12 protein-coding genes are annotated in these 11,962 nt (G+C 66.6%); 1 reads left to right on the top strand and 11 read right to left on the bottom strand.

Going from position 1 to position 11,962, the window contains the following annotated elements; translation table 11 throughout:
• Position 1: 1 nt before the first annotated feature.
• The 5 genes from trpB to SY91_RS18155 all read right to left on the bottom strand — a co-directional run bounded on the left by trpB (position 2) and on the right by SY91_RS18155 (position 5,665).
• Entirely contained in the window at positions 2-1,195 is a 1,194-nt protein-coding gene (trpB, locus tag SY91_RS18175) for a tryptophan synthase subunit beta (protein WP_011548091.1), read from the bottom strand.
• A gap of 54 nt (positions 1,196-1,249) precedes the next feature.
• On the bottom strand, positions 1,250-1,951 hold the full coding sequence (locus SY91_RS18170; RefSeq protein ID WP_043886338.1) for a phosphoribosylanthranilate isomerase: 702 nt from the start codon (positions 1,949-1,951) through the stop codon (positions 1,250-1,252).
• A complete protein-coding gene (gene truA / locus SY91_RS18165; protein ID WP_023474479.1) occupies positions 1,948-2,760 on the bottom strand; it encodes a tRNA pseudouridine(38-40) synthase TruA in 813 nt (270 codons plus the stop codon). The genes SY91_RS18170 and truA overlap by 4 nt, the downstream gene beginning before the upstream one ends.
• Positions 2,760-4,880 carry a FimV/HubP family polar landmark protein gene (locus SY91_RS18160; RefSeq protein WP_043886337.1) on the bottom strand — a complete coding sequence of 707 codons (2,121 nt, stop codon included), beginning with the start codon at positions 4,878-4,880 and terminating at the stop codon, positions 2,760-2,762. The genes truA and SY91_RS18160 overlap by 1 nt, the downstream gene beginning before the upstream one ends.
• Before the next feature lie 572 nt (positions 4,881-5,452).
• Positions 5,453-5,665 carry a hypothetical protein gene (locus tag SY91_RS18155; RefSeq protein WP_185921289.1) on the bottom strand — a complete coding sequence of 71 codons (213 nt, stop codon included), beginning with the start codon at positions 5,663-5,665 and terminating at the stop codon, positions 5,453-5,455.
• A gap of 25 nt (positions 5,666-5,690) precedes the next feature.
• On the opposite strand from SY91_RS18155, the gene flgE reads away from it, so the two are divergent.
• Positions 5,691-6,935: a flagellar hook protein FlgE gene (flgE, locus tag SY91_RS18150; RefSeq protein WP_023474476.1), complete on the top strand. Its 1,245-nt coding sequence runs from the start codon at positions 5,691-5,693 to the stop codon at positions 6,933-6,935.
• 102 nt (positions 6,936-7,037) lie between these two features.
• Here flgE and asd read toward each other — a convergent pair whose 3' ends face one another.
• The 6 genes from asd to leuC all read right to left on the bottom strand — a co-directional run bounded on the left by asd (position 7,038) and on the right by leuC (position 11,907).
• Complete coding sequence (asd, locus tag SY91_RS18145; RefSeq protein WP_012338485.1) at positions 7,038-8,159, bottom strand: aspartate-semialdehyde dehydrogenase; 1,122 nt, start codon at positions 8,157-8,159, stop codon at positions 7,038-7,040.
• Positions 8,160-8,242: 83 nt separating this feature from the next.
• Complete coding sequence (locus SY91_RS18140; protein WP_006756675.1) at positions 8,243-8,362, bottom strand: hypothetical protein; 120 nt, start codon at positions 8,360-8,362, stop codon at positions 8,243-8,245.
• 119 nt (positions 8,363-8,481) lie between these two features.
• A complete protein-coding gene (leuB, locus tag SY91_RS18135) occupies positions 8,482-9,549 on the bottom strand; it encodes a 3-isopropylmalate dehydrogenase (RefSeq protein ID WP_011548096.1) in 1,068 nt (355 codons plus the stop codon).
• Positions 9,550-9,628: 79 nt separating this feature from the next.
• Complete coding sequence (gene leuD / locus SY91_RS18130) at positions 9,629-10,279, bottom strand: 3-isopropylmalate dehydratase small subunit (protein WP_011548097.1); 651 nt, start codon at positions 10,277-10,279, stop codon at positions 9,629-9,631.
• Between the two features lie 68 nt (positions 10,280-10,347).
• Positions 10,348-10,494: an entericidin A/B family lipoprotein gene (locus tag SY91_RS18125; protein ID WP_011548098.1), complete on the bottom strand. Its 147-nt coding sequence runs from the start codon at positions 10,492-10,494 to the stop codon at positions 10,348-10,350.
• Positions 10,495-10,497: 3 nt separating this feature from the next.
• The gene (leuC, locus tag SY91_RS18120; RefSeq protein ID WP_006479340.1) at positions 10,498-11,907 is read right to left on the bottom strand and encodes a 3-isopropylmalate dehydratase large subunit; all 1,410 of its coding nucleotides are present in this window, start codon (positions 11,905-11,907) and stop codon (positions 10,498-10,500) included.
• Positions 11,908-11,962: the final 55 nt, after the last annotated feature.

Below are 11,962 nucleotides of genomic sequence, written 5' to 3'. Positions count from 1 at the left end.
GTCAGAGCTCGATGCCCGATCGCTCTGCGACCGTGTGCATGTCCTTGTCGCCGCGGCCCGACAGGTTGACGAGCAGAAGCTTGTCCTTCGGCAACGTCGGCGCAAGCTTCACGCCATACGCGATCGCGTGGCTCGACTCGAGCGCGGGAATGATCCCCTCGATCCGGCAGCAGTCGTGGAACGCCTTCAACGCTTCCGCGTCGGTGATCGGAACGTACTGCGCGCGGCCGCTGTCCTTCAGCCATGCGTGCTCGGGACCGACGCCCGGATAATCGAGGCCCGCCGACACCGAATGCGTCTCGATGATCTGGCCGTTGTCGTCCTGCAGCAGGTACGTGCGGTTGCCGTGCAGCACGCCCGGGCTGCCCGCGATCAGCGAGGCAGCGTGATGGCCCGTGTCGAGGCCGTCGCCGGCCGCTTCGACGCCGATCAGCTGCACCGAGGTATCGTCGATGTACGGATAGAAGATGCCCATCGCGTTCGACCCGCCGCCGACGCACGCGATCACCGCGTCCGGCTGACGCCCCGCGAGTTCGGGCATCTGCACCTTGCACTCGTCGCCGATCACGCGCTGGAAGTCGCGCACCATCATCGGGTACGGGTGCGGGCCCGCGACCGTGCCGATGATGTAGAACGTGCTTTCGATGTTCGTGACCCAGTCGCGCATCGCTTCGTTCAGCGCGTCCTTCAGCGTGCGCGAACCCGATTCGACCGGCACGACCGTCGCGCCCAGCAGCTTCATCCGGTAGACGTTCGCGGCCTGCCGGCGCACGTCCTCCGAGCCCATGTAGACGACGCACTCCATCCCGAAGCGCGCGCAGATCGTCGCGGTCGCGACGCCGTGCTGGCCGGCGCCCGTCTCGGCGATCACGCGCTTCTTGCCCATGCGCTTCGCGAGCAGCGCCTGGCCGATCACGTTGTTGATCTTGTGCGCACCTGTGTGGTTCAGGTCTTCGCGCTTCAGGTAGATCTGCGCGCCGCCGAGCATCTCGCTCCAGCGCTGCGCGTGATAGATCGGCGACGGGCGGCCGACGAAATACTTCAGCTCGCGCTCGAATTCGGCGACGAAGTCGGGATCGTTCTGGAACTTTTCATACGCCGCGCGCAGTTCGTCCAGCGCGTGAATCAGCGTCTCGGCGACGAACACGCCGCCATACGGGCCGAAATGGCCGCGATCATCAGGAAGGTTGTACATGGTGTCTCTCTCGATCGGTCGGTGCGCCCGCTTTGGGGGTCGCACCGGCTTGCATCACCCGGCGTCCGCTTCGCGCACCGCGCGTACGAACGCCGCCATCCGGGCATGATCCTTCACGCCCTTCTCGCCCTCCACTTCGATGCCACTCGAGACATCGACAGCAAACGGACGCAGCTGGCGGATCGCATCACCGACGTTTTGCGCGTTCAAGCCACCACTCAAAACGGCCCGACGCGCGAGCTCTGCGGGAATAAGAGACCAATCGAAGACCTTGCCGCTACCGCCGTAATCCGGCACCAAAGTGTCGAACAGGAGGCCGCGCGCTTTCGAATAATGAAGAGCCGATTCTACCAAATCGGCACGCTGCGTCGAGGGGCCGACGCGTACCGCGCGCAACCACGGCAGGCGGGCCGCGCGGCCGAGCGCATCGCACTGCTCCGGCGTCTCGTCGCCATGGAACTGCAGCACCGTGAGCGGCACGTCGCGCACGACGGCTTCGATGTCGGCTTCGGTTGCATTCACGAACAGCCCGACCACCGACACGAACGGCGGCGCGAGGCTCGCCAGCTCGGCCGCCTGCGCGATCGTCACCGCGCGCGGGCTCTTCGGGTAGAACACGAGGCCGATCGCATCGGCGCCGAGCGCGGCCGCATGCAGCACGTCCTCGGGACGCGACAGCCCGCACAGCTTGATGCGCGTGCGCGGCGCCAGGCCGGCCGCGGCGGAATTCGAAGAAGACACGGCGTGCTCCGTCATGTTTGTGGGTCCAGATCCGCCCAGACGCTGCTCCACGGTACGCTGCCGAGCTGCGCGGGCGGGACGGCGAATTCCGCCGGATAGCCGACGTGGGCGAGGTACAACCCGTCGGCCATGAACGTGGGCGCCGCGAGATTGCGGTCGCGCCCGGCCAGCACGTCGGCGAGCCAGTCGGCCGGATAGCGGCCGCGCCCGACCGCAACGAGGCAGCCCATCAGGTTGCGCACCATGTGATGCAGGAACGCGTTCGCGCGGAAGCGGAAATGGATGAAATGCCCCGCGCGCCGCACATCGATCTGATACAGGTGTTTGACCGGCGTCTTCGACTGGCATTCCGACGACCGGAACGACGAAAAGTCGTGCTCGCCGATCAAATGCGCGGCGGCGGCGCGCATTGCGTCGTCGTCGAGCGGCGTGTGGATCCAGCCGGCGCGTCCGGCCAACATCGGCGAACGCACCGGATGCACGTACAGCGCGTAGTAGTAGGTGCGCTCGAACGCCGAAAAACGCGCATGGAACGTGTCCGGCATCGGCTTCGCCCATTGCACCGACACGGTCGGCGGCAGGAACGCGTTGGTGCCGCGCACCCACGAAAACACCTCGCGCTCGAGATCGGTGTCGAAATGCACGACTTGCCCGAGTCCGTGCACGCCGGTATCGGTCCGCCCCGCCACCGTCGTGTGCAGCGGCACCCGTGCGAATTCGGCCAGCGCGTGTTCGAGCCGGTTCTGCACGGTCTTCCCGTGCGGCTGCGCCTGCCAGCCGCAGAACGCCGCGCCGTCGTACTGGATGCCCAGCGCGATCCGCATCACGCCTCGTCCGCCAGTTTCGCGAGCAGCGCGCGTGCATCGTCGCGGGTCGCGGCGTCGTTCGCGTCGATCACTTCCTGCAGCAGCGTCCGTGCGCCGGACAGGTCGCCCAGTTCGACGTATTCGGCCGCGAGGTCGAGCTTGTTGCGGGCGATGCGCGCGAGCTCGTTCGGGGTGAGTGCGGGCAGCGCGGCGCCCGGTGTCGATGGCAAGTCGAGGTCGAAGTCGAGCTTAAGCGCGCCGAACTGCGCGCCGCCGAGCGGCGGCAGCGATGTCGTCACGGGCGGGCTCCCAGCTTGGCTGGCGGGCGTCGCTGCGTCCGGGTCCCAATCGAACTCGTCGTCCTGGTCGGCGGGATGTTCCGGTGCCGGTTCACTCGCGCCCGTTGGCGGGCGCTGCGCGGATTGACCGTTAGTTGCGATTTTATCACCGTCGGACTGCACTGCCCGCGCAGACGGTTCCTCTGCCGTCGACGATGGCTCGTCCGCCGTCCGCGGCGGCAGCGGCATGTCGAGACTGTTGAGCGCGCTGATCGCGTTCTGCATCAGCGACGCGTGCTGCGCTTCGGTCGTCGAAGGTGCGACGGATGCGGCGGTCGGGTCGGCTGGCTGGTCCGCTGCGGTGGTTTTTCCCGCCGGTTCTGCGTCGTGCGGAGCCTCGACCGGAGTCGCCTCGTTCGCGAGCGGCCCCGCAGCGTGAGCAGCCGGCAATTCGGGCGACTCGTCACGCGGCGTCATCACTTCAGGCGCGGGCGATGTGTCAGCTGCGGGCGGCTCGATCGTCTCCGCCGCAGCGGCAGTCGCCGCGGCGAGGGTCATGTCGGACGCCGCATCGCGTGCGACCGGCATCTCGGGCGTGATCGGCAGTTCTCGTTCGACGGACGACGCGGCTTCGGCTTCCGCAGCCACGGCACCGCCCCCTGCGGCCGCAGTCGCAACGGTACCCGCATCGTCAGCGCGGCGACCCTTCCGGCGCTTGCGCCATGCGAAGCCGGCCGCAAGCACGATCACGGCAGCGCCGGCCACGGCGACCGGGCGCCAGTCCATCTGTTCGGTACGACGTGCAGGCGTCGCGACAGGCGCGACCGGTTGTACCGAAGCCGATGCCGGTTGCGGCGCACTCGCTGCCGCACCCGACGCGGCTTCGTCCGCCGTCGATGCCGCGGCCGATGCACCCGCGTCATTCGCGGCCGGACGCGGCGCGGCGGGCGCCGGAGCAGGCGCGACGCCGGTCGTCGTCGCCGGCTTGCCGATGCCGTGCTTCTGCAACTCCATCAGCACGCGATTCTTCAACGCCAGCAATTGCTGAAGGCTCGACGGCCGCGGCTGCGACGCACTCACCGCGGGCGCCGCGCCGGCCGGTTCATGCACGCCGGAAACCGGGCTACCCGGCACCGCCTGCCCCGCGGCCTCGCTCGCGGACGACGGCGCCGACTGGATCGCACCGCTCCACACGTGCGGGCCGCTTGCCCCGGCCGTGGACGCCGCCGGCTGCGTGCTTTCGACAGCCGACGCGCCATATGCGGCCGATGCGCCGATCGAAGCCGAAGCACCGTTCGAGGCCAACGCTCCCGCCGCCGTCGCCGTCGCGACACTCGCCCCGCTCACCGGCGCCGCATGCACGGCCGGCGCCACCGGCGCGGGTTGCACGGTCGAGCCGGGATGCGGCGCGGATGCGCCATGCTGCGCGATCGCCGCTCCGCCCGATGCGGCGGCGGGCGCGGAAGCAGCCGCCGTACCGGAGGCAGCGGATGCGCCGGCCGGCACGAGCGCCGCGCCGGTCGCGTCGAGCGCGGGCACGGTCAGCGTCGCGCCGACTTTCAGGCGGCTCGCGTCGCGTTTCATGAACGCCTGCGGATTGGCGTCGAACAACGCACGGCCAGCGCGTGCGAGCACGGCCGGATCATGCGATTGCGTGGCCGCTTTCGCGATGTCGTTCAGCGACTGGCCCGGCTGGACCGTCACGGTAAGCGGTGCGGCGGTGCCGGCGGCGGACGCCGGCAATTCGCCGGTGCCGACTGCCCACGCCGATGCGGCTACGCCGAGCGCCAGGATCGCCAGCGCGCCACGCACGGCGCGCGACAGGCGGGACTGACGCGGAAACAAGAAAATTCGGGACATCGTTGGCTCTATCGCCGCGCGCGGGCGCGGCTCGGATTCGCGGTTGGAAGCGTCAATAAAGTGGCTGCAGAAATGCAAAAGCGTCGCGCGAAACGCGACGCTTTCGGCGGGTCTGTGCGTCGTAACCGCGTAGTTTACTTCACGCGATCGGGTTCCGGCCGAATTCGTCGCCGGCAGGTGCCGCCGGGCGCGGGCGGGCGCTCATGTCGAGCGGGTGCGCGTGTCGCAGTCCATGTATCCAATCCGTAAAAATGAACCTGCTTGCCGCAGTCGAAAGCCGCCTCACGGCAGACTCGCGCCCACTCGAATGACACGGCCTTGTGGCGCTCAGCGGACATCCTCCGAAGGACCGGAGCAACAGAATCGCAAGCGTTTCCTCAACAATCCATCCCGCCCGCCGTTAATGAATGACCAGCCGCACAATCAAAACAAATCTCGACCGGCGATCAATCCCATCCCGATCGATTCCAATTCGTCGTTAAGAAGTCAATTTCCCCCTCTTATCGGAGAAATGAGAATTCACACCGCCAAAGCCCCGCCCCGTAAGGCTTTCACCCCTTCCGCACGATCCATTACTCATACAAAAGCGATCGTTTCTGCATCAATCCAATTGCATTACACAAAATTACACAGACCTGATAACCGCCGTCGATACGATCGCCTTCAAACAGGAATCGGCACATTTCGACCTCGCGCCCGCCCATGCCGGAAAGACAGCAGCACGCGGTCGGACTGATGCCGTGAAGTACCGGAGGGTCATCGCGCAGTCGCACGACTGCATTCACTCACGAGCTCGTTACGGGGACGAACATGGGCTATCAGCAGGGTTTGAGCGGGTTGGCCGGGGCGTCGAGCAATCTCGACGTCATCGGCAACAACATCGCGAACGCAAACACGGTCGGCTTCAAGCAGGGACGCGCGAACTTCGCCGACATGTACGCGAATTCGGTCGCGACGTCGGTCAACACGCAGATCGGCATCGGCACGCGGCTCGCGTCGGTGCAGCAGAATTTCGGCCAGGGGACGATCAACTCGACGAAGTCGTCGCTCGACGTTGCAATCAACGGCAACGGCTTCTTCCAGATGTCGAGCAACGGCGTGACCACGTACTCGCGCGACGGCACGTTCCACCGCGACAAGAACGGCGCGATCGTCGACGCGCAAGGCCGCAACCTGATGGGCTATGCGGCAGGCGCCGGCGGCGTGATCAACACCGCGCAGACCGTGCCGCTGCAGGCGCCGACCAGCAACATCGCACCGCGCGCGACGAGCAGGATCACCGGCCAGTTCAACCTGAACGCGCAAGACAAGGTGCCGGCCAAGACGCCGTTCAACGCGACCGACAACACGACGTACAACTACAACTCGTCGATCCAGGTCTACGACACGCTCGGCGGCTCGCAACAGGTCACGATGTACTTCGCGAAGGGCGCGGCCGGCACGTGGCAGGCCTACGCGGGCGTGCAGGGCCAGACGCCGACGAATCTCGGCACCGTCACGTTCGATGCGTCGGGCCGGCTCAGCTCGACGACGTCGGCCGCGACCGGCCAGCCGACGCCGAGCCTCGGCCAGTTCGCGTTCTCGATCCCGAGCACGACGGGCGGCGCCAATCCGCAGAACCTGACGCTCGACCTCGGCGGCACGACGCAGTACGGCGGCAAGGACGGTGTGAGCAATCTCGCGCAGGACGGCTTCGCGAGCGGCACGCTGACGACGTTCTCGATCGGCACCGACGGCAAGCTCACCGGCAACTATTCGAACGGCCAGAGCGCGGTGCTCGGCCTGATCGCGCTCGCGAACTTCAACAACCCGAACGGGCTCGTGAACATCGGCGGCAACCAGTATGCGGAAACGGCCGCGTCGGGCGTGCCGCAGGTCTCAGCTCCGGGCAGCACGAACCACGGCACGCTGCAGGGTAGCGCGCTCGAAAACTCGAACGTCAACCTGACGACCGAGCTCGTGAACCTGATCACCGCGCAGCGCAATTACCAGGCGAATGCGCAGACGATCAAGACTCAGCAGGCCGTCGACCAGACGCTGCTGAACCTGCGCTGAACGACCGCCCATGAAAAATGCGCCGCGCCGACCCTGAATCCCAAGGCCGACGCGGCGCGTCGTATCGTGCAGCGCGGCCCGCGGGCCGGACCGCCAGCGTGCTTACTTGTCGAGCAGGATGCGCAGCATGCGGCGCAGCGGCTCGGCCGCGCCCCACAGCAGCTGGTCGCCGACCGTGAACGCCGACAGGTATTCGCCGCCCATCGCGAGCTTGCGCAGGCGGCCGACCGGCACCGACAGCGTGCCGGTGATCTTCGCCGGCGACAGGTCGCGCATCGACGCTTCACGCTCGTTCGGCACGACCTTCACCCAGTCGTTCGCCGATGCGAGGATGCCGTTGATTTCGTCGAGCGGCACGTCCTTCTTCAGCTTGATCGTCAGCGCCTGCGAGTGGCAGCGCATCGCGCCGATCCGCACGCACAGGCCATCGACCGGGATCGAACCCGGCTCGCCCATCGCCGGCTTGCCGAGGATCTTGTTGGTTTCCGCGCCGCCCTTCCACTCTTCCTTCGACATCCCGTTGCCGAGATCCTTGTCGATCCACGGAATCAGCGAACCGGCCAGCGGCACGCCGAAGTGGCTCGTCGGCATCGCGTCGCTGTTCATCGCGGCCAGCACGCGACGGTCGATGTCGAGGATCGCGGACGCCGGATCGGCGAGCTGTTCCTGCACCGCGCCGTTCAGCGTGCCCATCTGCGACAGCAGCTCGCGCATGTTCTGCGCGCCCGCGCCCGATGCGGCCTGGTAGGTCATCGCCGTGATCCAATCGACGAGGTTCTCGCGGAACAGGCCGCCGAGCGCCATCAGCATCAGGCTGACCGTGCAGTTGCCGCCGATGAAGTTCTTCGTGCCCTTGACCAGCGCATCCTTGATCACGTCGAGGTTGACCGGATCGAGGATGATGACCGCGTCGTCCTGCATCCGCAGCGACGATGCCGCGTCGATCCAGTAGCCGTTCCAGCCGGCCGCGCGCAGCTTCGGGAACACGTCGTTCGTGTAGTCGCCGCCCTGGCACGTGATGATCACGTCGCACTTCTTCAGCTCGTCGACGTTGGTCGCGTCCTTGAGCGTGGTCTCGTTTTTCGCGAACGACGGCGCCTTGCCGCCCGTGTTGCTGGTGCTGAAGAACACCGGTTCGATCAGGTCGAAATCGCCCTCTTCCTGCATGCGCTGCATCAGGACGCTGCCGACCATGCCGCGCCAACCTACGAGACCTACGTTCATGACTAACCCTTTGCTTGAATGGAGCTTCCCCGCCATTTCCGTCCCGCGTGACCGCGCGGGGAAACAGGCGGGCACGACGGCGATCAGCGTTTAATGATCGTTTTCGTGGTAATGGTTTTCGTGATGACGATGGCGCGCGCACCCGCACGGGCAGTGTTGCCGTGGAGTTTCAGGACCGGGGAGATCAGGGAAATCAGCGCCATCGTTCGAGTCTACACAAAGCCGCTGGCCCGCACAACGGCCAACGGTGCGCGAACCGGCCGATTTTTCCGGCCCGTTCGCGCCCTTTTCATCTTAATTACCGGACTTCATTTCCGTCCGCTTACAGCGCCGCGACCACCGCGTCGCCCATCGCCGCCGTGCCGACCTGCTTGCAGCCCGGCGTCGCGATGTCGCCCGTGCGATAACCCTGTTCGAGCACCGTTTTCACCGCCCGCTCGATGCGATCGGCCTGCTCCGCGCGATTCAGCGAGTAGCGCAGCAGCATCGCGGCCGACAGGATCGTCGCGAGCGGGTTCGCGATGCCCTTGCCCGCGATGTCCGGCGCCGAACCGTGCGACGGCTCGTACAGCCCCTTGTTGTGCTTGTCGAGCGATGCCGACGGCAGCATGCCGATCGAACCCGTCAGCATCGACGCTTCATCCGACAGGATGTCGCCGAACATGTTGCCCGTGACGATCACGTCGAACTGCTTCGGCGCCTTCGCGAGCTGCATCGCCGCGTTGTCGACGTACATGTGCGACAGCTCGACGTCCGCGTACTCCTTCGACACGTCGATCATGATGTCGCGCCAGAACTGCGACGTTTCCAGCACGTTCGACTTGTCGACCGACAGCAGCTTCTTCGCGCGCTTTTGCGCGGCCTGGAACGCGACGTGCGCGATGCGGCGCACTTCCGGCTCCGAATAGCGCATCGTGTCGAAGCCTTCGCGCTCGCCGGCGAACGGGCCGTCCGGCGCCGCGCGCACGCCGCGCGGCTGGCCGAAGTAGATGTCGCCGTTCAGTTCGCGCACGATCAGGATGTCGAGGCCCGCGACGAGCTCCGGCTTCAACGGCGACGCATCGACGAGCTGCGGATAGCAGATCGCCGGGCGGAAGTTCGCGAACAGCTCGAGGTGCTTGCGCAGCCCGAGAATCGCCTGCTCGGGGCGCAGCGCGCGCTCCAGCGAGTCGTACTTCCAGTCGCCGACCGCGCCGAACAGGATCGCGTCGGCCTGCTTCGCGAGCGCCAGCGTCGCGTCGGGCAGCGGATGGCCGCTCGCCTCGTAGCCCGCGCCGCCGACCGGCGCCTGTTCGAGTTCGAACTTCTCGTCGAGTGCGTTCAGCACCTTCACCGCTTCATTGACGATTTCCGGACCGATGCCGTCGCCGGGCAGCACTGCAATCTTCATGCGAAATTCCTGACAGGGTAGATTGTTATGGAGGCAGGCCGGCGAGCGCACGCACGGCGCGCCCGCCCGCCACGCGCGATCAGCCGACCAGCTTGGTGTTGAGCCACGGCTGCTTCACGAGCCGCTCGGCTTCGAACTGGCGGATCTTGTCCGCGTGGCGCAGCGTGAGGCCGATGTCGTCGAAGCCGTTCAGCAGGCAGTACTTGCGGAACGCGGCGATCTCGAACGGATACTCGCGGCCGTCGCCCGCGCGCACGACCTGCGCGTCGAGGTCGATCGTCAGTTGAAAGCCGTTGAACGCCACCGTCTCGTTGAACAGGTGATCGACCTGCTGCTCGGTCAGCACGATCGGCAGCAGCCCGTTCTTGTAGCAGTTGTTGAAGAAGATGTCGGCGAAGCTCGGCGCGATGATCGCGCGGAAGCCGTACTGCTGCAGCGCCCACGGCGCGTGCTCGCGCGAGCTGCCGCAGCCGAAGTTCTTGCGTGCAAGCAGCACCGATGCGCCCTGGTAGCGCGGCTGGTTCAGCACGAAGTCCGGGTTCAGCGGACGCTTCGAGTTGTCCTGGCCCGGCTCGCCGTGATCGAGATAGCGCCACTCGTCGAATGCGTTCGGACCGAAGCCCGTGCGCTTGATCGACTTCAGGAACTGCTTCGGGATGATCGCGTCGGTGTCGACGTTCTCGCGATCGAGCGGCGCCACGACGCCGGTATGTACAGTGAATTTTTCCATGATCCGTCTATCCGGTTGAAGGGCCGGCATTCAGCCGGCGCACATCGACAAATTCTCGGCGGGAAACGTCACTCCGCGGCGCGCTTCAGTGCGCTGCCGGCGGCATTGACGTCTTCCCCGAAGCCTCGGACGGTATTGCACCCCGCGAGGCCGAAGCCCAGCCCCGCCAGCGCCAGCGCGGCAACCAGCCGCGCGATGACCTTCGATGCCGTCACGTGTTACCCCAGCTGGCGAATGTCGACGAAGTGACCTTCGATCGCCGCGGCCGCCGCCATCGCGGGGCTCACGAGGTGCGTGCGACCGCCCGCGCCCTGCCGGCCTTCGAAGTTGCGGTTCGACGTCGACGCGCAGCGCTCGCCCGGCTCGAGCCGGTCGGCGTTCATCGCGAGGCACATCGAGCAGCCCGGCTCGCGCCATTCGAAGCCCGCATCGGTGAACACCTTGTCGAGCCCTTCGCGCTCGGCCTGCGCCTTCACGAGGCCCGAGCCCGGCACGACCATCGCGAGCCGCACGTTCGACGCGACGCGACGGTTCAGCTTCTTCACGACGTACGCGGCCGCGCGGATGTCCTCGATCCGTGCGTTCGTGCACGAGCCGATGAAGATCTTGTCGACCTTGATCGATTCGATCGGCGTGTTCGGCTCGAGCGCCATGTATGCCAGCGCGCGCTCCATCGCGTCGCGCTTGACCGGATCCTTCTCGCGCTCGGGATCGGGCACGCGACCGTCGATCGACGTGACCATTTCCGGCGACGTGCCCCACGTGACCTGCGGAACGATCTCGGCCGCGTTCAGCTCGACCACGCGGTCGAACTGCGCGCCGTCGTCCGACTTGAACTGCCGCCAGTATTCGACGGCCTGATCCCATTCCGCGCCGGTCGGCACGAACGGACGGCCCTTCAGGTAGTCGATCGTCGTGTCGTCCACCGCGACCATGCCTGCGCGCGCGCCGGCCTCGATCGCCATGTTGCAGACGGTCATGCGGCCTTCCATCGTCAGCGCGCGAATGGTCGAGCCGCCGAATTCGATCGCGTAGCCCGTACCGCCCGCGGTGCCGATCTTGCCGATGATCGCGAGCACGATGTCCTTCGCGGTACAGCCGCGCGGCAGTGCGCCCTCGACCTTCACGAGCATGTTCTTGCTCTTCTTCTGCAGCAGGGTCTGCGTCGCGAGCACGTGCTCGACTTCCGACGTGCCGATGCCGTGCGCGAGCGCGCCGAACGCGCCGTGCGTCGACGTATGCGAATCGCCGCACACGATCGTCATGCCCGGCAGCGTCGCGCCCTGCTCCGGCCCGATGATGTGGACGATGCCCTGGCGCACGTCGTTCATCTTGAACTGCGTGATGCCGAATGCGTCGCAATTCGAATCGAGCGTGTCGACCTGCAGCTTCGAGACGGGATCGGCGATGCCGTGGCTGCGGTCCGTCGTCGGCACGTTGTGGTCCGACACGGCCAGGTTCGCGCTGATGCGCCACACCGGACGCTGCGCGATCTTCAGCCCTTCGAACGCCTGCGGGCTCGTGACTTCATGCAGCAGCTGACGGTCGATGTAGAGCAGGGTCGTGCCGTCTTCCTCGGTGTGGACCACGTGGGTGTTCCACAGTTTGTCGTAGAGAGTCTGTGCCATGGGTATGCGGGGTCGTTGTGACTACAAGCCTTGCGGATGTGGTCGATTATGCCAC

The organism is Burkholderia cenocepacia (genome assembly GCF_014211915.1).
GTDB classification, from domain to species: Bacteria; Pseudomonadota; Gammaproteobacteria; order Burkholderiales; family Burkholderiaceae; genus Burkholderia; species Burkholderia orbicola.
The sequence above is the reverse complement of the archived record's forward strand: the minus strand, read 5'-3'. Positions and strand labels throughout refer to the sequence as shown.

Excerpts from the sequence above, each read along its gene's own strand:
- SY91_RS18140 (WP_006756675.1), bottom strand. The coding sequence starts at position 8,362 with ATGGCGCTGATTTCCCTGATCTCCCCGGTCCTGAAACTCCACGGCAAC.
- truA (WP_023474479.1), bottom strand. The coding sequence starts at position 2,760 with ATGCGGATCGCGCTGGGCATCCAGTACGACGGCGCGGCGTTCTGCGGC.
- SY91_RS18160 (WP_043886337.1), bottom strand. The coding sequence starts at position 4,880 with ATGTCCCGAATTTTCTTGTTTCCGCGTCAGTCCCGCCTGTCGCGCGCC.
- asd (WP_012338485.1), bottom strand. The coding sequence starts at position 8,159 with ATGAACGTAGGTCTCGTAGGTTGGCGCGGCATGGTCGGCAGCGTCCTG.
- SY91_RS18170 (WP_043886338.1), bottom strand. The coding sequence starts at position 1,951 with ATGACGGAGCACGCCGTGTCTTCTTCGAATTCCGCCGCGGCCGGCCTG.
- flgE (WP_023474476.1), top strand. The coding sequence starts at position 5,691 with ATGGGCTATCAGCAGGGTTTGAGCGGGTTGGCCGGGGCGTCGAGCAAT.
- leuC (WP_006479340.1), bottom strand. The coding sequence starts at position 11,907 with ATGGCACAGACTCTCTACGACAAACTGTGGAACACCCACGTGGTCCAC.
- leuD (WP_011548097.1), bottom strand. The coding sequence starts at position 10,279 with ATGGAAAAATTCACTGTACATACCGGCGTCGTGGCGCCGCTCGATCGC.
- leuB (WP_011548096.1), bottom strand. The coding sequence starts at position 9,549 with ATGAAGATTGCAGTGCTGCCCGGCGACGGCATCGGTCCGGAAATCGTC.
- trpB (WP_011548091.1), bottom strand. The coding sequence starts at position 1,195 with ATGTACAACCTTCCTGATGATCGCGGCCATTTCGGCCCGTATGGCGGC.